We start from the raw sequence: 19,533 nt of genomic DNA on the forward strand, positions 1-19,533 counted from the left end.
AGGTGAAAATCAAGTGATTTCAAATGATATTTTTACTGAATTAGAAAAAAAGATAAAAAAGGATAAAATTACGTCATGTCTCATCCAGCATAAGGATTCTTTAGTTTTTCAATACTATAAAAATAATAAAATGAAAGATAAACAGCATAAGGTCAACTCTGTTACAAAGAGTGTGCTCGCTATTTTAATTGGGATTGCGATTGATCGTGGTGAGTTAGAGGGAGTCCATCAGCCTATAGTTGATTTTTTCCCGGACCTTACTGACGGGAAAAAGCAATTGACACTTGAACATCTGCTTACCATGACTCCCGGATTTGATTGGCCAGAATTTACGCGCTGGGGTGGGAGGCCGATGCCCATGATTAATTCGCAGGATTGGGTTCGTTTTATCCTAGAAAGGCCCATGGTTGAATCTCCAGGAGAAAGTATGCACTATAATTCAGGTTGCTCCCATCTGTTAAGTGCGATTCTCCAAAAGGCGGCAGGTAAGACTTTAACAAAATATGCGGATTCTTATTTGTTTAAGCCATTGGGGATAAAGGATTATAAATGGTATTCGGATGCGAAAGGGATCGTAATCGGCGGATTTGGGTTGTCATTAAAAGCAAACGATATGCTGAAAATAGGGCAGTTGATGTTAAATGAGGGAATTTGGAAAGGGCAGATGATCGTGTCGAAGGATTGGGTAAAGGAATCCACTATGCCACGCTTCCATACCTACAACAAAATTGGCACCTATGGCTATCATTGGTGGATCCTAACCGATGAGAATCATCAACCTGCGCAACCCCCAGCCTTCTTTGCCATGGGATACGGAGGCCAATATATTTGTGTCGTTCCTGAATACCAACTCATCGTTACATTTACTAGTGACCTGTACAACGATACATTTAAACCTTTAAGCTACTTTAAAAAGCTTTGAATAGATAGAGTGGAGTGGTTTTAGGGTTTCTATTATATAAAAGATAGAAAAGTTAATAACAGTTTTAAAAATTTTTAAAACATTTAAAAAACACTCTTGCATTTCAATAGTAGGCGGTGATATTATCAAATTATAATAAATCTAAACGTTTACATTTGAAGAAAACATATCCAATAGACTAGAAGTTTTAGGTCTATTATTTTTAAAAACATAAATCTAAACGTTTACATTTTAGGGGTTACATAATATGGAGTACAAACCAACAATTGAAGATGTTGCAAAGCTTGCGAAGGTTTCAATTGCTACGGTTTCGAGGGTAATCAATAACCAGGGTGGCGTTAGAAAAGTAACTGAAGAACGAATTGTAAACGCTATCAATGAACTTGGTTATATCCGCAGCGCAGTAGCAAGAAGTATGAAAAGAAAAGAAACACATACTATCGGCATTATTGTGCCAGATATTAAAAATCCATTTTTTCCACTTGTTGTTTCCGGCATTGAGCAAAAGGCGCGGGAGCTAGGATACTACACAATTCTAAGTAGTACAAATGAGTCACCTATCGTAGAAGAAGAAATCGTGAAGATTTTCATTGAACGAGGTGTAGATGGCGTCATTATTACAACAGCAAATGAGACGGGAGACCATATTAAACTTTTACAGGACCAAGGTATTCCCATCGTGGCTGTTGACAGGGCTATCAAGAAATTTGATGTGGATACCGTGTTGGTTGACAATGTAAATGGTTCCTATCAGGCAGTTCAGCACCTCATTTTACAAGGGCATAAAAGAATTGCTATTATTTGCGGGCCACAACAAACCACTCCTGGACTGGAGAGGTTTTTAGGCTATAAAAAAGCACTAGAGGAATATAATATTTCTTTTGATGAAAGCTTGGTTATTCAAGGTGATTTTATGGAAGGCAGCGGTTATTCAGCAGCACATGAACTGTACGATTCAGACAATAGACCAACTGCTATTTTTTCATCAAACAATCTCATGACAATAGGTTGTATAAAAGGTTTAATAGACTTAGATTGGAAATTGGGAGAAGAAGTATCCTTTATAGGGTTTGATGATGTGGAAATTGCAACTTTTATCAAACCACGATTATCTGTAGTATCTAGACCGATGATGACAATTGGTGAAATAGCCGTTCAATTACTTTACGAACGAATGAATATGAAGGGTGAGCTTCCAAAGAGAGAGTATCTTTTATCACCTGAACTAAAAATTCGAGAATCCTGCCAAGTAAAAATAAAAATCTAAACGTTTACATTCTTGCAAAGGGAGAGAGAAACAAGATGAAAAAAGGTGGAATTTTAAATCCAAGAATTAATCAATTAATCTCTGAAACTGGTCATACAGATTATGTTGTCGTTACAGATGCCGGTTTACCTATTCCTGAAAATGTGACACACAGAATCGATTTGGCACTCAAGGAAGGAGTACCAGGTTTTCTTGAAACGCTAGATACAGTGTTGACAGAACTAGAGGTGGAAAAAGTCATTCTAGCAGAGGAACTAAAAACAGTCAGTCCAGAAATGCATGACCAAATCGTAAGCCGCTTTGAAAATAAACCAATTGAATACGTTCCACATGTAGAATTCAAACAACAAACCAAACAAGCAAGAGGATTAATTCGAACTGGTGAGTTTACTGGGTATGCCAATGTTATTTTAGTAGCAGGAGTTGTTTACTAAAAATGAAAGCTCGTTCAAAGGGGGACAGATGAATGAGTACAACGTTACTTGAAATGAGGGAAATCTCGAAGGAGTTTCCTGGAGTGAAAGCTCTTGATCGTGTATCTATTCATGTAAATCAGTCAGAGATCCTTGCTTTACTTGGTGAAAATGGGGCTGGCAAGTCCACTTTAATGAAGGTGCTTGCAGGCGTTCATCAGCCGAGTAATGGGCAAATCTATATAAATGGAGACCCCGTAACGATTGAGGGGCCAAAACACTCTCAAAGTCTGGGAATCAGTATTATCTATCAAGAATTTAATTTGATCCCGCATATGAGTGTAGCCGAAAATATCTTCATTGGACGAGAGCCTCGCAAAACAAAAGGGATCATTCACCGCAAACAGGTTAGGGACGAAACAAGAACTTGGCTAGACCGGGTAGGGTTAACACGAGTTTCACCGGATGATTTAATCATCGACCTTTCTGTGGCAGAACAACAATTAGTCGAAATTGCCAAGGCCCTTTCCTTTAATTCTAAAATCATTATCATGGATGAACCGACTGCTGCTTTAAATGATGAAGAAACTAGTAAGCTGTTAGCCATTATGAAGGACTTAAAGCAACAGGGAATGGGAGTCATTTTTATTACCCATCGCTTGGAAGAAGTCCAAGCGGTTGCTGATTCAATCGCTGTATTAAGAGATGGAAAATACATCGGGAGCGCTCTGGTAAAGGACGTTACAAAAGATGATATGGTTACGATGATGGTCGGTCGTGAGTTGACTGATTTGTATCCAGAGAAGGGTACCCCTGCTAATGATATTTTACTTGAGGTCAAAGATGTTTCAGTCCCGGACATGCTGCATAACATTAATTTTTCGGTTAAAAAAGGGGAAATCCTTGGGATTGCTGGATTAATGGGCTCTGGAAGGACGGAGCTATCAAAAGCGATATTTGGCTTATACAACAATATGAGCGGTTCTGTAAAAGTAGATTCGAAGTTAGTAAAGAACCCAAGGGGAGCGATTGATGCAGGTATTGCACTTGTAACAGATGACCGTAAGCAGGAAGGCTTAGTCCTTGGATTATCAGTCTATGAAAATCTTCTTCTACCAACTTACCGGAGAATATCACGGTTTGGTGTTTCGAAGAAGAAAATGAAAGATGAGATTGTTAACCGATGGGTCAAGGATCTGAAAATAAAGGTCCACGATCCAAGTGTAGAAGTCAGAACGCTGAGCGGAGGAAATCAACAGAAGGTTGTCCTTGGAAAATGGCTTCAGATGAATCCTAAAGTGTTAATTCTAAATGAACCCACAAGGGGTATTGATGTGGGGGCAAAAGCTGAAATTTATCAAATTATGAAAAGGCTTACAGAAGATGGGATTTCCATTATTATGATCTCTTCCGAAATGCCGGAATTACTCGGCCTCAGCAATCGGATTCTAGTTATGAATGAAGGAAGAATAACAGCTGAACTCAGTCAGCAGGAAGCGACTCAAGAAAAAATCTTTTATTACGCATCAGGGGGTGTGACGAATGCCTAGTACGACACCTGTTAAGCAAGAGGTGCAAAAGGAAGCCTTTAATTGGCTTTCCCTCATTGAAAAATACCGTGTATTATTGATTTTTATTGTATTGTGTGGGATTGCAGGGGCATTGTCAGATGTTTTCTTTACAATGAGTAACGTGATGAATGTGCTTCGTCAAGTATCCATTATTGCCATAATTGCAAGCGGGATGACGCTCGTCATTTTAATTGCAGGCATTGACCTTTCGGTTGGAGCTGTTATGGCGTTTTCAGGAGCTATTTTAGCAGGTGCGTTGACCGCTGGTTGGCCGCTGGCACTAGCACTGCTTGCTGCACTTGGCGTAGGATTACTATTCGGTCTTTTTAATGGTTTTATTACTGCAAGATTTGGTGTCCCATCCTTTATTGCCACCTTGGCAATCATGGTTATTGCACGAGGAATGACGCTCGTTTATACAAAAGGTTATCCATTAGTAGTAAGTAACAATACATACCGATATATTGGAAGCGGTCGATTCTTCGGAGTTCCTATTCCGATTATCATTATGTTTGTTGTATTTGGATTCATGTATTGGATGTTAAAATACACTAGTTTTGGCCGATATATCTTTGCCATCGGTGGAAATGAAGAAACGGCTATTCTTGCAGGTATTAATGTGAGAGCCATTAAAATAGCTGTTTTTGGAATCTCTGGTTTGCTTTCCGCTTTATCCGCTATTATTTATACCTCACGATTAATGTCAGCTCAGCCAACTGCGGGTACAGGAATTGAGTTGGATGCTATCGCGGCCGTTATTATTGGTGGGACCAGTTTAGCAGGAGGAAAAGGTGGAGTTACAGGTACACTTATCGGGGCCTTAATTATGGGGGTCCTTGATAATGTTCTTAACTTAATGAATGTTTCTCCATTCTATCAAAGTATTGCTAAAGGTCTGGTCATTCTAATTGCTGTATTAGTAGATAGTAAGTTTTCAAAAATAAAAAAATAAACGTTGGGGGTATTAAGATGAAAAAGATTATTTCTTTGTTGGCACTATTTGCGATTATTATTGGTCTTGTTGGTTGCAGTATGGACGAAGGTTCAAGTACAAAAACATCCGGTTCGAAATCAAAAGATGGCAAGCTAAAAGTCGGTTTATCCATGAATACCCTAAACAATCCATTCTTCGTAGCCGTTAAAGAAGGAGCGGAGGCGCAAGCGAAGGAAGATAAGATTGATCTTGTTGTAACAGATGCACAAAACGATCCTGGTAAACAATTAGCAGATGTTGAAAACCTTTTAGAGCAAAATATTGATGTTTTAATTATTGACCCAGCCGATAGCGATGCTATTGCTGAAGGTGTAAAAAAGGCAAACGATGCAAAAATCCCTGTATTTACAATTGACCGTCAATCAAATGGCGGAGAAGTAGTTACTCATATTGGTTTTGACGCACTTAAGTCTGGTAAGATTGCAGGTAACTTCTTGAAAGAAGCTCTTGGTGGTAAAGGAAATATTGTAGAGATTCAAGGGATTTTAGGAACAAACGTAGGACAATTCAGAAGTAAAGGCTTCAATTCAGTAATGGACGAAACTCCTGGATTCAAAGTGGTTGCAAGACAGGCTGCAAACTTTGACCGTGGTGAAGCAATGAAAGTTATGGAAGATATTTTACAAGCGAATCCTAAAATTGATGGTGTATATGCTGCGAATGATGAAATGGCTCTTGGTGCGCTAGCTGCAATTGAAGCAGCAGGCCGCCTTGATGAAATCACTTTAATTGGCTGTGATGCGGTTGATCCTGCTATCGAAGCGATTAAGGGTGGGAAATTAGAGGCAACAATTGCTGAACCACCTGTATTCTTAGGAAAAGAAGCGGTTAAGACAGCTTTAAAAATTTCTAAAAAGGAATCTGTTGATAAAGAAGTGATTCTTGATTCAACACTTGTGACTCCTAAGAACGTAAATGAGGTTAAAACAAAGTAATAGAATAATAGTTAGAGTAGTAAAAACGCATCTAACCTTGCGTTTTTACTACTTTAAAGGGAGGTTTCTTCATATGTCAAAAGTTGTTGTAGTAGGTAGCTATGTGGTCGATTTGATGAGTCGTACACCGCATCTTCCCAAACCGGGTGAGACCGTTCTAGGGGGACCATTTAAGATGGGACCTGGTGGAAAGGGAGGGAACCAGGCAACAGCAGCGGCACGTTCTGGTTCAGAAGTTACGTTTATAACTAAATTGGGGGATGATCTTTTTGGCAGAGAGGCCTTGGCACATTTTACTGCAGAAAAAGTAAACACCCAGTTTATGAAAGTAGATCCTAATCAAGCGACTGGAGCTGCGTTGATTGCTGTGGATGAGCAGAGCGAAAACAGTATTGTGGTTGCATTAGGGGCATGCGGAACGATTACGGAAGAAGAAGTAGTTGCTGCGGAAGATACATTCAAACAAGCTGACGTTGTGTTAGTTCAATTAGAGACTAGTATTGAGGCAGTGGTGACAACAGTACGTCTAGCCAAGGAATGGGATGTACCGGTGATTTTAAATCCTGCTCCCTATCAGGAATTTCCTAGAGAAATCCTAGCAGATATTGCCTATATTACACCGAATGAAACGGAAGCATTCGAGTTAAGTGGTGTAGAGGTAACGGACGAAGCATCTGCACTATTTGCTGCGAAAAAAATTCATGATATGGGTGTAGGTACGGTCATTATTACCCTTGGTGCGAAAGGTGCCTACCTTTATGAAGGAGGAGAAAAAGGGGAACTCATATCGAGCTTTAAGGTTCATGCCGTTGATACAACAGGCGCGGGAGATGCCTTTAACGGGGGCTTTGCTCACGCACTAAGCAACGGCCAGTCGGTTCGAGAAGCAATGACCTACGCCAACGCTGTAGCAGCCCTTTCGGTTACCAAAATAGGCACCGCACCAGCGATGCCATACCAGCATGAAGTAGAAGAACTTATGGTTAAAAAAGCTTAAAAATATGTTATTTTTGGTTTCAGGCACCATCCGTGGACACTTTCCATGTGGAAAAGACAGTGAGCAGATTTGCTCGCTGTTATTTTTTTATTAAAAGGTAAGAAAAATTGTCACAGCCACAATCCTTGATAGTGTGGTTTTTTATATCCCGATCCAATTGAAAGAAGCCCGACTGGTAAATAGAAGTAGCTTTTAATGCCCGAGCAAAGAGAAAATGGCCCGACTGGTAAATGGGGGAAATTTCTAATACCCATAGCAAGTGTTTCCGCTCCCACCGTGTCTTAGATAAATAGCAATAAACTAAGTGCCATGACGACGACCATGCCGCCGATGAGGCCATAGATGGATAAATGCGCTTCGTCATATCTTTTCGCTGCAGGTAGAAGTTCATCGAGAGAGATAAATACCATTATGCCTGCAACGGCAGCGAAAATTATTCCAAACATAATCTCGTTTAGAAAAGGCATCAAGAAAAGATAAGCGGCTAAAGCGCCAATCGGTTCCGATAAGCCAGACAGGAAGGAGAGCTTAAATGCTCTTTTTTTATCACCTGTCGCAAAATACACAGGGACAGAAACAGCAATGCCCTCCGGAATATTGTGAATCGCAATGGCCACAGCAATGGCAATTCCGAGCGCCGGGTCTTGTAGGGCAGAGGTGAAGGTAGCGATTCCTTCAGGAAAGTTGTGAATGCCAATCGCAAGCGCAGTAAATGTCCCCATTTTTAATAAGTCTGGTTTATTTCCCATGCTTGCAGGACTATTCATATCTTCAACTGTCTTTAGTTCATGCGGGTTACTTTGTTTAGGAATAAACTTGTCGATGCTAGCAATTAGCAACATACCGGCAAAGAAGGCGCCCATGGTTACCCAGCTTCCCGGGCCTAATCCAAGGGCATCCACAAGGGCAACCTTTGCTTTAACAAAAATTTCAATCATGGACACATAAATCATGACACCTGCAGAGAAACCCAGGGTCACCGATAAGAATTTTGTATTGGTATGGGATGTGAAGAATGCCAAAATGCTCCCAATCCCTGTTGCAAGGCCGGCAAACAAGGTCAATCCAAATGCCAACAAAAGATTTTCAGTCACCTTCGATTCTCTCCCTCTTAGGAATTTATTATTAAATCCTAATGAAAATTTCATTTTCAATTATATTTTTATATGCACCAACACAGAAATGTTTCCTGAAAGAAACAAATCAATGGGCTTTGAGGGAGAAAGGTACAGACTGCTAAACTTGACTGTTGATTTCCGCTCCAATCAACTGTGTGTAAAAATCAATAGTGTTCTTTAAAATAACTAAAAAAACTGACCCATCATGAGTCAGTTTCTTTGGTATGGCATTCATTCTATTGTAGCTCCAGTTGATGTCTTAATTCCGTTTGGATTCTTTGCTTTTCTTCTGGTGAAACCAAGCCATAATAAATCTTATTAATCATTGTACCAGTTTCATTGATTTCCATTTGCTCTATGTTTTTTCCAGCCTCTTTATAGTTTTTCTGAATGTCTACCATTTGATCGAAGGTTAGATTGGTTCGGATGTTTTTTCCTAGCGCAGTGAAAATACTGGAAAAGTTGGTGAGGCTTGATACGCTCATTCCTTCATTAATGACCGCCTGGATGATTTTGCGTTGTCTGGATTGCCGGCCAAAATCACCTCTTGGATCCTTATGTCGCATACGGGAAAAACTCAATGCCTGTTCCCCGTTTAAGGTTATTTCTCCTTTAGCAAAATGAAAATTGTCTTGGATAAAATCCAAATCATTCTGAACCTTCACGCCGCCCACTGCATCGACTATATCCTTAAATCCTTCCATATTAATTTGAAGGTAATAGTCGATAGGAATATTGAGGAATTTCTCTACTGTATCCATAGACATAGGAACACCACCAAAAGCATAGGCGTGATTAATCTTATCCTCTGTACCTTTACCGACTATTTCTGTACGTGTATCACGAGGGATACTCAGCATCTTTACAGAATTGGTATTCGGGTTGACCGTCAGAACAATAATTGTATCTGACCGTCCTTTATCTCCCTCTCGCTGATCCACTCCGAGCATTAATACCGAAAAAGGATCCTTTTCTTCGAAGACAACCGGCTGCTCCCTTTTTACAGGGACTTCCCGTTGAACCACGGGCTGGTGCATTGTAACAACTGCCGTCTTTAGTGACTTATACACTGTATAAGCATATGCCCCTCCAGCAATGAATAGGAGCAAAAGAATTACCCCGGTTATTTTTAACCATTTCCTGCTTTTGTTTTCTTTATAACGAACATTCTGCATTAAAAAACCCCCATGTATGTAAAATAGTATTGCTATTTTATTTAGGAGAGATTCTAGTTGTAGCTAATCTTTATTGTAACATCTAACATGGAAAAATCCTATCGTTAATTGTTCGTTTTAGTGCACGATAAAAAGGGAGCAGTATAAACTGCCCCCTATATCTACTTTTCTATTACTTTATTGTTAGTTATTGTTATTATCATTATTATTCTGTTTTCTTTGTTGTTCCTGCAACGCTTGAAGAATGTCTTGCACATCAATTTTTCCATCACCATTGAGATCAGTTAAGCCGCCATTTCCATTCATTGGTGGTGTTGGACCAGGTACCGCTGCCGCTACAACAGGCTTTTTCGGTTTAAATGCAAAGGTGAACACCAGTAATACAAGAATAAGCAACCCTGACACACCATCAATAATATAGAAAATAGTCGCATAATCGGACCATAACGTCTTACTGCTATCCATCTTCTTCTCGGAATTAGCAATATATTGCTTGATTTCAGAGTGATTTGGATAAATTCGCTGGACTGCCTCAAATTTTTCTAAGGCATGCTTGTAATAGCCGCCCCAATATAATTCTAGGCCCTCTTGGTAGAGCTTATCTGTTTCACTCTTTGTATTCCTCACACCGGCCTGGTTTACAAATTCCTTCACTGTGTTGACAGGTACGGCAAAGTTAAAGCCCTGAACCTCCTGTCCGTTTACGGTATCACCTCTAAAAGTGAGGAGCCCAATAATCTCGCCTTTCTCATTGATTACAGGACCGCCGCTATTTCCATGAGTGGCTGCGGCATTAATTTGGATAACCGGACTGCCTTGTTCCGTCTTTTTCGAAGTAGCAGAAATTTGTCCTGCATTCATCGAGGAGACTAAAGAGGAGTCTGGTGATAGTAAGTCAGAGTCAGCTGCTGCCGGGTAACCAATGACCCAGATATTATCTTGGTTCTGGATATTGTCTGAGTTTCCAAGTGGTAGGGTAGGAAGGTTCTTCCCTTCAATTTTTAAGACAGCTACATCTTTTCCTTCGTTAATCGGAGCGCCGTAGCTTTTCACTTCGCCATCAAGGACGTCTCCACCCGGTAAAATAACCTTAATGACTTTTTTAATACCTGTGTATTGTGTATAGTTCAGCATGTAATTATAAGCAGTATCGTAATCTACTTTAAAGTAGTCTGCCATAATGTTAACTAATTGTTCAAAGGCAGCATTGGCAATGTCTTCATCTTTCATTTGCGTCGTTTCAACCACATGAGCATTCGTCACGATATAGCCATCCGAGCTAATAATTCCCCCAGAACCAGAACCGCCTAGAACTGATTGATAGTTTAGTTGCTCCATAATGGCCATTACTTCAGGGTCATTTGGGTTATTAAATTGCCATTCTACAACCGCGTAGTCGAGTATCCGAACAACCGCCGGCTTTGTATATTCTGCTAGCTTTTGAGCTTGAGCAATGTTGCCCGTCGCTGGTTTGATGTTTATGAGAACAAAGGAGGTAACAATTACTGCGATAAGGAGTAAGCTTAAAGGTATGGTAAAAAGGGCTCTTTTCAAAATACAATTCACCTCTTAAATGGAATATTTACTATGCACTCTGCAATATATTCCGGTTTGGAAGAAAGGTAATTTTGTACATTAAAATTTTATGAAAATTCGGGGATGACAAAGGAAAATAAGAATTCTTTATGAAGATTCACTAGGAAGAAAGTAAATTGAAATTAATTAGATAGGGTATTAAGAAATCCTCATTTTTCGACAAGAATTTTTCAAAAAGACTAGAGAGATGTATAATGGCTATAGATATCAACTTGGAGGTCAGTATGGAGAATCAATTAAAGGTAATGACAGTGTTCGGAACAAGACCCGAAGCTATTAAAATGGCTCCACTAGTAAAGGAGCTTGAAAAATATCCTGATCAAATCAAATCGATTGTCACAGTTACTGCACAGCACCGTGAAATGCTTGACCAGGTGTTGAATATTTTTGACATAACACCTGACTATGACTTAAATATCATGAAGGCAAGACAATCCTTGATCGATGTAACTACTCGAAGCTTAGAAGGACTTAATCAAGTATTAGCGGAAGTAAAGCCAGATATCGTTTTGGTGCATGGAGACACAACGACTACGTTTGTGGCAAGCCTGGCTGCTTTTTATCACCAGATTCCAATTGGACATGTGGAAGCAGGCTTACGGACGCATAATAAATATTCGCCATACCCAGAGGAGATGAACCGTCAATTAACTGGGGTGTTGGCGGACCTTCATTTTTCTCCAACGGTTCAATCGAAGCAAAACCTGGTTGTGGAAAATAAAAAGGAAGAGAGCATCTTTATTACTGGAAACACAGCAATTGATGCATTAAAGACGACAGTCAAGGAGTCATATTCTCATCCGGTTCTTGAGAAGCTTGGCAATGACCGTTTGGTCCTCATGACTGCACATCGCCGTGAAAATACCGGGGAACCAATGGAAAACATGTTCCGTGCCATCCGCCGTGTCGTGGAAAAACACGAGGACGTGCAAGTGGTATATCCTGTTCACATGAACCCTGTGGTACGTGAAATTGCGAACCGGGTGCTAGGGCAGAATGACCGTATTCATTTGATCGAGCCGTTAGATGTGATTGATTTCCACAACTTTGCATCCAGAGCGTATCTGATTTTGACGGATTCGGGCGGTGTTCAGGAAGAGGCTCCATCGCTAGGTGTTCCTGTGCTTGTGTTGCGTGATACAACAGAGCGTCCGGAGGGAATCGAAGCAGGTACATTAAAGTTAGCCGGTACGGATGAAGAGACCATCTTTGGTTTAGCAGATGAGCTATTATCGGACAATACTGCGCATGATAAAATGGCGAAAGCATCTAATCCGTATGGAGACGGTCTTGCTTCTAGGCGAATTGTAGAAGCTATTCTGTATCATTTTGGCAAAAACGAAGAGAAGCCAGCTGATTTTGATCCAACCAAGTAAGAGGTTGTGTAATTGATGAAATTAATGAAAATCCATCATATCGCAGTGATTTGTTCAAATTATGAACGGTCAAAGGATTTCTATGTTCGGATTTTGGGGCTGACTCCTGTAAGCGAAGTGTATCGTGAGGAACGAGATTCCTATAAGCTTGATTTGGCTGTTAACGGAGAGTATCAAATCGAGCTGTTTTCTTTTCCCGATCCACCACCGAGACCAAGTTATCCAGAAGCGGCTGGATTACGGCATCTCGCGTTTGAAGTGGAGGATATCGAAGCGGAATTATCCTATTTGGAGAGTCATCAAATCACAGTGGAGCCCATTCGCGTGGACCCTTTAACCAACAAGAAATTCACCTTCTTCGCAGACCCAGACGGCCTGCCCATTGAACTATACGAGCGATAAAAATAAATAACGAAAAACGAAGCAGGGGATCTTAGTGGATCTCCTGCTTTGTTTTTAAAGGCTATTTACGTAAACATTGTTGATATGGAAGAAAAGCGCTGCTTTATTCATTTAGAATCAGAGCTACACTAAGGAAAAGTTGGCTAATTAGATTGCCCTCTTAGAAGAGTAATCAATATACGGAGTTTTTCCGGTTATTTGCGAAATCGAGCTCATTTAGGAATAGATAAGCGGAGATTTTCCGGTTATTCAAAGACTGAAGCCTCATTTTTGCGTTTTAAAGTCAAATAAGCGGAATATCTCCGTCGATTTGATCTAATTTACATCCAGTCCCAATTAAGCGGAATTTTTCCCTCTATTTATTAGAACGAACCTTAAAAAAGATAAACAAAAGTAACAATGTCTTAGAAATGAGCCTTTTTAAATGAGTGACCGTTAGGGGTGGACAACTGTCCACAAAGGGTGCCTGACACCATTAACTCAGTGGGTGCCTTATACCTGGAATCCCATATTCATGTGGTGACCAAGAACCGTATCCGCCGATATTTGGGTTTGGGGGATAAGCGCCATAGGGATTTAATGGTCCGGTTCCTGCTCCTGGATAACCTGGGGTACCTAACCCAGGATATCCTCCAATGGGTGCCGTAGAGCCCAATCCTCCTAGAGGTGGAATACCTATACCACCCAACGCTCCAGTTCCCGGATTATATCCATAGTAACCCGGATTAGGCCCATATCCACCAAAACCTGGAGCACCACCACCAAGAAGTCCTGATCCTAAATAGCCTAGCCCGAGACCTAAGAGCCCTGCACCTAATTGTCCCAGTCCAAATCCGGAATCTGATGGATTTCCATGATTGTGGTGGTCTCCGTGATGAGATGAGTAGCCATGTTGAGGATTGTTCCCATGATAGGATGAGCCTCCGGAATGAGCCTGACTTCCATGTTGGGAAGGGAACCAATGTTGCGACGGATTTCCGTGATGAGATTGTCCTCCATGGCTAGGTGATGGATTGTCGTGATAGGATTGTCCACCACCGCTATGATAATGCTGCTTATTGCTTTGATGTGACGGAGTGCCAGAATGGTGGTGGTTACTGTGTTGTCTTAGCAAAGGGGGGTGTTGTAGAGTGGGCAGTTGATAAGGATGATACATCATTTCTCTCTCTCCTCTTTTTCTTTATCCAATAGCCTATGTTTCTTTTTCTATCTTTCTTGGGTAAAAGCCCAATAATGGCGAATCCGTCAGAAATGGGCTTATCCCGTCAGATGGATTTTAGAACCCAATCCTCTATCAGCCTCTCCCAATCAACGAAAAATACGTCTTAAGTCTTAGAACGCTTTCCGTTCGGGGTCCATGGCAGGCAGGATTTTTTTCGTGTATTGTGGAAGTAGTAAATGGAAATATCTTTCTTTTGAAAATGTTTTTTATAAAGGAAGTGAATCATTCACTGCCTTTAATCGTATGTATAAAAAGGATATTAGTCAGGAGTCGATGTTTGATGAATCCAATTTTATCGTTGATTGTACGATCGTTTGTAGCTGTCCCTGTTACTGTTCTTACATGGCTGCTATTATTTTTCCCTTTTGGTCAGGGATTCTGGGCCTCCACGTTCTTTGCCATTCTAGGAGGAATCCTTACCCATGTGATCCTAGCGTATATTCAGAACGTTCACTTTTTAAAGAAGCATCAATTGTCGAGAAAAGAATATCGCTACATTCAGAAAAATTTATCAGAGGCGAAACGGAAAATTAACCGTTTGAATAAAAACCTTTTTTCCATTCGAGACCTATCCTCTGTCAAACAAAGAATCGATATTTTACGTATTACTAAAAAGATACAAAAAATGACGATGAAAGAACCAAAGCGTTTTTACCAAGCCGAACAATTCTACTTCTCACACTTAGATTCCGTCGTCGAACTTACGGAAAAATATAGCTTCCTTTCCTCCCAACCAAAACAGAACATGGAAATGGGACAGTCTTTAAACGAAACGCGCAGAACCTTAAACGAGCTGACAAAGGTGTTGGAAGAGGACTTATACCATGTGATTTCCGATGATATTGATACATTAAACTTTGAAATTGACGTCGCAAAGCATTCGATCAATAAGCAAAAGGATTCCAAATTCCCTGAAGAAAATAGGTGGACTAAATGAGTGAAAATAATCCAATTGAATTAAATAAAAGTGGCAATCTACTAGATGATATTCTAGCAGACCCGTTTGGTGATCAACTTGAGCCTGCTAAACAATCAGTCCAACAGTCAAGTTCAAGCGAGGCCAAGCCAGTTAAGCTAATAGATGTGATCCCAGAGGAGCACCGGGCCAAGGCCTATCAAATTGCGGAGCAAATCGATCCGACCAATCACCAGGCCATGATTCAATACGGAACCCAGGCCCAAGGAAAGCTGTTGTCTTTCTCCCATACCATGCTTGAGCATGTTCAGAAAAAGGATGTGGGTGAGATTGGGGACATCATCAATGATTTAATGAAACGATTGAATGAAGTAAATCCGGATGAACTAAAGGATGGGAAGCCATCCTTGTTTGCTCGGATGTTTGGTAGAATTTCCGGTTCCTTGCAGGAGGTACTATCCAAGTACCAGAAAACAGGGGCGCAAATTGATCGGATTAGTGTGAAGTTGGACCGCAGTAAAAACGTTCTTTTATCGGATATTAAGCTGCTTGAACAGCTGTACGAGACAAATAAAGAATATTTTCATGCACTAAATGTGTATATTGCTGCAGGAGAGATTAAGCTTGAGGAGATGCAGACAAAGACCATCCCGCAGTTGAAGAGAGCAGCAGAAGCCACCAATGACCAAATGAAGTTTCAAGAAGTGAACGATATGATTCAGTTCGCAGACCGTTTGGATAAGCGTCTGTATGATCTGAAATTAAGCCGGGAAATCACGATTCAAAGTGCACCTCAAATCCGGTTGATTCAAAATACCAACCAAGCCCTTGTGGAGAAAATTCAATCGTCCATTATGACGGCGATCCCATTATGGAAGAACCAAGTGGCGATTGCCTTGACATTAATCCGTCAACGCCATGCAGTCGAGGCTCAGAAGCAGGTCTCGAAAACGACTAATGAGTTACTGTTAAAAAATGCAGAAATGCTTAAAACTAACACTATTGAGACGGCAAAGGAAAATGAGCGCGGCCTTGTGGACATCGAAACATTAAAGAAAACACAAGAAAACCTAATCTCGACACTTGAAGAAACGATGAGAATACAGGAAGAAGGACGGCAAAAGCGCCGCTTAGCGGAACAAGATCTCGCCAATATGGAGAATGACCTTCGCCTCAAACTACTTGAAATCAAAGGCAAATAAAAGGAACCCCGTTGCAGGCCAGCGGGGTTCCTTTATTTGAGTGCTTTCCACTGAATAAAGACAAATGTCCAGCTCCAGCGCCTAGCCCCTCGGGTCAAATAACCTTCGGCAAGTAAAGTCAAAGAGCGACTTTTCTTGCCGAAGAACATTTGCCTGTCGGGGCTGACCAAGGCGCTTGCGCTTTTCTTGGTGCCTGACCCCCTAGTTATTAACAGGAGTGGTTTCTAGGTATTCTTCAAGGGTGATGCCGCGGTTCATGATTTTTTTGGCGATGGATTTTCCGACGTAGCGAAGGTGCCAGGGCTCATATTTGTAGCCTGTAACCGAGTCTTTTCCTTGTGGATAGCGAATAATGAAACCGTAGTCGGACGCATGCTCCTCCAGCCAACTTGCTTCTGGAGTCCCTGCAAAGCAATCTTCTGCTGCACATTTTCCATCCCCGCCGGTTACATCAATGGCAAGGCCGGTTTCATGTTCGCTTGTACCAGGAATCGCACTATAGGTTCTTGCTGTGTCATATCCATCCAGACTCACATAATAATTGAACAAAACCGTTTGAGCAGCATGTGATCTATAGGCAGAAACACCAAGAAGATCGATTCCATCCTGCTTTGCACCAGCGAATAACTTTTCAATTGCTGCCGCCGCTTTGGCACGCATTTTTCGTTTCTCTGATTTCTGTGTAAATGTAAAAGGAATGTTGGGATTCACCAAATCTGTCGGTGTATAACTATCCGGCAGTTTATTCACCTTATTGACGAGAACAGGAATTGCTTCAGGAGCAGAAACGACTTGTATAGAATAGTCAACAATATCATTTCCGCTCTTATTAGCGATGGTATTCTTTTCTCCGCTAATTGTAGACGTTTTGCTTGAATTTTCTTCTTCATTTTGCATAAAATGTTTTTTCAATGAACAACCCGTAATAGTGACAACTGATAGGATCAGAAATAAAACAGCAACACGTAGTTTAAACATGACACCCACCCTTTACATTATTAGAGAGAATAAAATTCGACTTCGAGAATTGCCCAGCTCCAGCGCCTAGCCAGTTTTCATCCTGATTAATCTTCCTTGAGTATCTTGCAACAATCATGGCTTGCTAAAGCGATGATTGTTACAGCTCGGGTCAAATAACCTTCGGCAATAAAAGTCAAAATGCGGACTTTTTTTGCCGAAGAACATTTGCCTGTCGGGGCTGACCAAGGCGCTTCCACTTTTCTTTAATGATTCATCTTATTCATCAGCATGGACACGATTAAAGACTTTAAAACATCTGTACCCGGTCCTTTCAATTTTGAACCAATGGATGAATCACTTTCGCTTTGTCCTATTACGAGTTAAAAAGGTTATAATTAGAAACTTGTACCAATATATAGGTCGAAAGACTCTTTTTTAATGTAATTTTCTTGCTTATGCTTTTTATAAACACATAAATCGTACGAAACGGCAAACTCATTGAAAAATGGGGACGCAAAACTAAAGGGGCTACTGTTTTTTTTGACAATGCCAGCCAGTTACCGAACACGACATACTCCGTCGATTTATGTAAATTACAATTGAGGAGGTTTGCATGTGTTAAAATTGTTGATGAAGGGTAAGTACTATTATCATTTATTCCAACACCGTCACAACGAACTTCTGCAACAAGATTGTCTATGTGCAGAGTTAAAAATGAAACTTAAGGTAAAAGCAACGTATCATTATAGTAAGGCATTGGAGCTTGTTTCAAAGATGCAAGCACTGCCACTGTGATTAAACAACAAAGCCTAGGCTTCTATAGCCTAGGCTTTAATTATTTTTAATGGGACATTGTTTCACTGCCGTCGTCATGACCGTCTTTAGTTACCTTCAACACCCCTACGGCACCTTTGGTTGCATGATTGAACTGATGGGTAACAAAGGGATAGCTACCTTCCTTTGTAACGGTAAACTCGACGACCGCGCCGCCGCTTGCTGCCAGCAGGACAGTTTGCATACCTTTCAATCGGTTAAATGGATTCCCATCCATATACACATCGTCAAAAAGGGTACCGACAACATGGAAACTGCTCACTTCATTTGGCCCCACATTCATTACATAGAACCGAACCTTATCCCCGACTTTTGCAAGGAGCGGCTTGTCAACAAGAGAGCCAACCGTACCATTTGTATTCAAATCACCCTCTTTTAAAGCCTTCGTTGAGAAAACAACATATTTAGGAGTTCCATTTGTAAAATCGTTTAGATCATTGTATTTGTACCATTCATTTTGAACAATAACGAATTCACGATCGACATCTGCATCTGTCGGATAGCCTGTTTTCGGTTTGACAATGATCGTACCATGCATTCCATTGGCGATATGAGAGAGAACAGGTTTGGTTCCACAATGATACATGAACACACCAGGGTTATCAGCTGGGTAACTAAATGTCCCCGTATGATTTGGCATAACATTCGCAAAATCCGAGGATGGTGCTGCATGGACAGCATGCATATCCATGCTATGTGGAATGGACGGATCCATGTTTTTTAGCGTGAAATTAATGTTATCCCCTTGGTTAACAACAATGACAGGGCCAGGTGCTTCACCATTAAATGTCCATGCCTTATACATATCACCTTTAGAAATTTCTATGTCTGTAATCTGGGCGGTCATTTCAATATTAACCTCATGTTCACCGATGCGAGTTATTTTCATAGGAGTAGGTTTCTGATTCAAATTCTCATGGGGTCCGAAAACTTGTGTAGCGGCTTTTTTGTTGGCTTCGGCTTTCACCACTTTTTCACTTGTAGAAGTGGTTTTTCCACAAGCACTTACTAATAGAACAGAAGAAACGAGAATGGCAGCAACTTTTGCGATTTTACCCAATGAAATCTCCTCCATTTATCCCCTAATTGTTTTGTTTACGCTTTCATTTTACCCATTGGAAAAAAACCACTAGTGATATTTTTCACTCAATAGCCTCATGATAGTGAACGATTTGTGAATTAGTGAGCAAACCTATATTTACATGGTGTTAATGCTAAATAATGCCACGAAAATGTGGATACTCTATTCATAAAAGGAGGAATATTTAATGAAAAACAAAGGCGACAAAACAAGTGAAGGACTAAATCAAATTTTTGAAATTATCAATGCTAAAGGGGATGAAGGTGAGATTAAGGAAATCCTTGAAAACTCAGATTCAACCATTAATGATAAAAAGGAACTAGAAGAATAACAAGAAAAGGATCTAGTGATTGAAAACTAGGTCCTTTGGCTATATTTTATGAAATTGTGGGTAAGTAAGAATAATTTGTGAATAATTCAGAATTTTTGTGGATATCCTCCAATAGTTCTGTGGATATAAGTCTAATAAGTTTAAATATTCACTAAAGTTATTAGACGTATGTGGATAAAATTGTTGGTAAATGTGAATAACCTAAACACACTTGTGGATAA

The 19,533-nt window shown here is 40.5% G+C and carries 19 protein-coding genes and 1 riboswitch; of the genes, 13 read left to right on the forward strand and 6 right to left on the reverse strand.

The annotated features are described in order from the left end of the window. Nucleotides 1–13 precede the first annotated feature (13 nt). The 7 genes from QE429_RS05670 to rbsK all read left to right on the forward strand — a co-directional run bounded on the left by QE429_RS05670 (nt 14) and on the right by rbsK (nt 7,099). Entirely contained in the window at nt 14–922 is a 909-nt protein-coding gene (locus QE429_RS05670; protein ID WP_307285013.1) for a serine hydrolase domain-containing protein, read from the forward strand. A gap of 247 nt (nt 923–1,169) precedes the next feature. Next, nucleotides 1,170–2,189 (forward strand): LacI family DNA-binding transcriptional regulator, encoded by a 1,020-nt coding sequence (locus QE429_RS05675; RefSeq protein WP_307285016.1) that lies wholly within the window; start codon nt 1,170–1,172, stop codon nt 2,187–2,189. A gap of 35 nt (nt 2,190–2,224) precedes the next feature. Continuing rightward, on the forward strand, nt 2,225–2,623 hold the full coding sequence (rbsD, locus tag QE429_RS05680) for a D-ribose pyranase (protein WP_307285019.1): 399 nt from the start codon (nt 2,225–2,227) through the stop codon (nt 2,621–2,623). A 32-nt stretch (nt 2,624–2,655) separates the two neighbouring features. After that, the gene (locus QE429_RS05685; protein ID WP_307285022.1) at nt 2,656–4,152 is read left to right on the forward strand and encodes a sugar ABC transporter ATP-binding protein; all 1,497 of its coding nucleotides are present in this window, start codon (nt 2,656–2,658) and stop codon (nt 4,150–4,152) included. Continuing rightward, a complete protein-coding gene (locus QE429_RS05690) occupies nt 4,145–5,125 on the forward strand; it encodes an ABC transporter permease (RefSeq protein ID WP_307285025.1) in 981 nt (326 codons plus the stop codon). The genes QE429_RS05685 and QE429_RS05690 overlap by 8 nt, the downstream gene beginning before the upstream one ends. 17 nt (nt 5,126–5,142) lie before the next feature. Further along, the gene (locus QE429_RS05695) at nt 5,143–6,102 is read left to right on the forward strand and encodes a substrate-binding domain-containing protein (RefSeq protein ID WP_307285028.1); all 960 of its coding nucleotides are present in this window, start codon (nt 5,143–5,145) and stop codon (nt 6,100–6,102) included. 73 nt (nt 6,103–6,175) lie between these two features. Further along, on the forward strand, nt 6,176–7,099 hold the full coding sequence (gene rbsK / locus QE429_RS05700; protein WP_307285030.1) for a ribokinase: 924 nt from the start codon (nt 6,176–6,178) through the stop codon (nt 7,097–7,099). Between the two features lie 281 nt (nt 7,100–7,380). Here rbsK and zupT read toward each other — a convergent pair whose 3' ends face one another. From zupT to QE429_RS05715, 3 genes are all read right to left on the reverse strand, one after another. Next, a complete protein-coding gene (gene zupT, locus QE429_RS05705; protein ID WP_307285032.1) occupies nt 7,381–8,193 on the reverse strand; it encodes a zinc transporter ZupT in 813 nt (270 codons plus the stop codon). A 260-nt stretch (nt 8,194–8,453) separates the two neighbouring features. Next, nucleotides 8,454–9,392, reverse strand: a complete 939-nt coding sequence (gene tagU, locus QE429_RS05710; RefSeq protein ID WP_307285035.1) for a polyisoprenyl-teichoic acid--peptidoglycan teichoic acid transferase TagU — start codon at nt 9,390–9,392, stop codon at nt 8,454–8,456. Nucleotides 9,393–9,575: 183 nt separating this feature from the next. Next, the gene (locus QE429_RS05715) at nt 9,576–10,946 is read right to left on the reverse strand and encodes a S1C family serine protease (RefSeq protein WP_307285038.1); all 1,371 of its coding nucleotides are present in this window, start codon (nt 10,944–10,946) and stop codon (nt 9,576–9,578) included. Nucleotides 10,947–11,212: 266 nt separating this feature from the next. Between QE429_RS05715 and wecB the strand changes: the two genes are divergently transcribed. Then, nucleotides 11,213–12,364 carry a non-hydrolyzing UDP-N-acetylglucosamine 2-epimerase gene (wecB, locus tag QE429_RS05720; RefSeq protein ID WP_307285041.1) on the forward strand — a complete coding sequence of 384 codons (1,152 nt, stop codon included), beginning with the start codon at nt 11,213–11,215 and terminating at the stop codon, nt 12,362–12,364. A 15-nt stretch (nt 12,365–12,379) separates the two neighbouring features. After that, entirely contained in the window at nt 12,380–12,766 is a 387-nt protein-coding gene (gene gloA2 / locus QE429_RS05725; RefSeq protein ID WP_307290731.1) for an SMU1112c/YaeR family gloxylase I-like metalloprotein, read from the forward strand. 475 nt (nt 12,767–13,241) lie between these two features. Here gloA2 and QE429_RS05730 read toward each other — a convergent pair whose 3' ends face one another. After that, entirely contained in the window at nt 13,242–13,925 is a 684-nt protein-coding gene (locus QE429_RS05730) for a hypothetical protein (protein WP_307285042.1), read from the reverse strand. Nucleotides 13,926–14,268: 343 nt separating this feature from the next. On the opposite strand from QE429_RS05730, the gene QE429_RS05735 reads away from it, so the two are divergent. Together QE429_RS05735 and QE429_RS05740 are read left to right on the forward strand one after the other, a co-directional pair. Then, complete coding sequence (locus QE429_RS05735) at nt 14,269–14,925, forward strand: 5-bromo-4-chloroindolyl phosphate hydrolysis family protein (protein ID WP_307285045.1); 657 nt, start codon at nt 14,269–14,271, stop codon at nt 14,923–14,925. After that, nucleotides 14,922–16,106 carry a toxic anion resistance protein gene (locus tag QE429_RS05740; RefSeq protein ID WP_307285048.1) on the forward strand — a complete coding sequence of 395 codons (1,185 nt, stop codon included), beginning with the start codon at nt 14,922–14,924 and terminating at the stop codon, nt 16,104–16,106. The genes QE429_RS05735 and QE429_RS05740 overlap by 4 nt, the downstream gene beginning before the upstream one ends. A gap of 201 nt (nt 16,107–16,307) precedes the next feature. Here QE429_RS05740 and QE429_RS05745 read toward each other — a convergent pair whose 3' ends face one another. Continuing rightward, on the reverse strand, nt 16,308–17,084 hold the full coding sequence (locus tag QE429_RS05745) for a M15 family metallopeptidase (RefSeq protein WP_307285051.1): 777 nt from the start codon (nt 17,082–17,084) through the stop codon (nt 16,308–16,310). 460 nt (nt 17,085–17,544) lie between these two features. Then, nucleotides 17,545–17,631: riboswitch (cyclic di-GMP riboswitch) on the forward strand. 50 nt (nt 17,632–17,681) lie between these two features. Between QE429_RS05745 and QE429_RS05750 the strand changes: the two genes are divergently transcribed. Beyond that, on the forward strand, nt 17,682–17,861 hold the full coding sequence (locus QE429_RS05750; protein ID WP_307285054.1) for a hypothetical protein: 180 nt from the start codon (nt 17,682–17,684) through the stop codon (nt 17,859–17,861). A gap of 46 nt (nt 17,862–17,907) precedes the next feature. Here QE429_RS05750 and QE429_RS05755 read toward each other — a convergent pair whose 3' ends face one another. Further along, on the reverse strand, nt 17,908–18,933 hold the full coding sequence (locus tag QE429_RS05755; RefSeq protein WP_373463231.1) for a multicopper oxidase domain-containing protein: 1,026 nt from the start codon (nt 18,931–18,933) through the stop codon (nt 17,908–17,910). Between the two features lie 235 nt (nt 18,934–19,168). Here QE429_RS05755 and QE429_RS05760 point away from each other — a divergent pair, with 235 nt between their 5' ends. Continuing rightward, entirely contained in the window at nt 19,169–19,312 is a 144-nt protein-coding gene (locus tag QE429_RS05760; RefSeq protein WP_307285058.1) for a hypothetical protein, read from the forward strand. Nucleotides 19,313–19,533: the final 221 nt, after the last annotated feature.

The sequence above is a fragment of the Bacillus sp. SORGH_AS_0510 genome (assembly GCF_030818775.1).
In the GTDB taxonomy this organism is placed as follows: Bacteria; Bacillota; Bacilli; order Bacillales; family Cytobacillaceae; genus Neobacillus.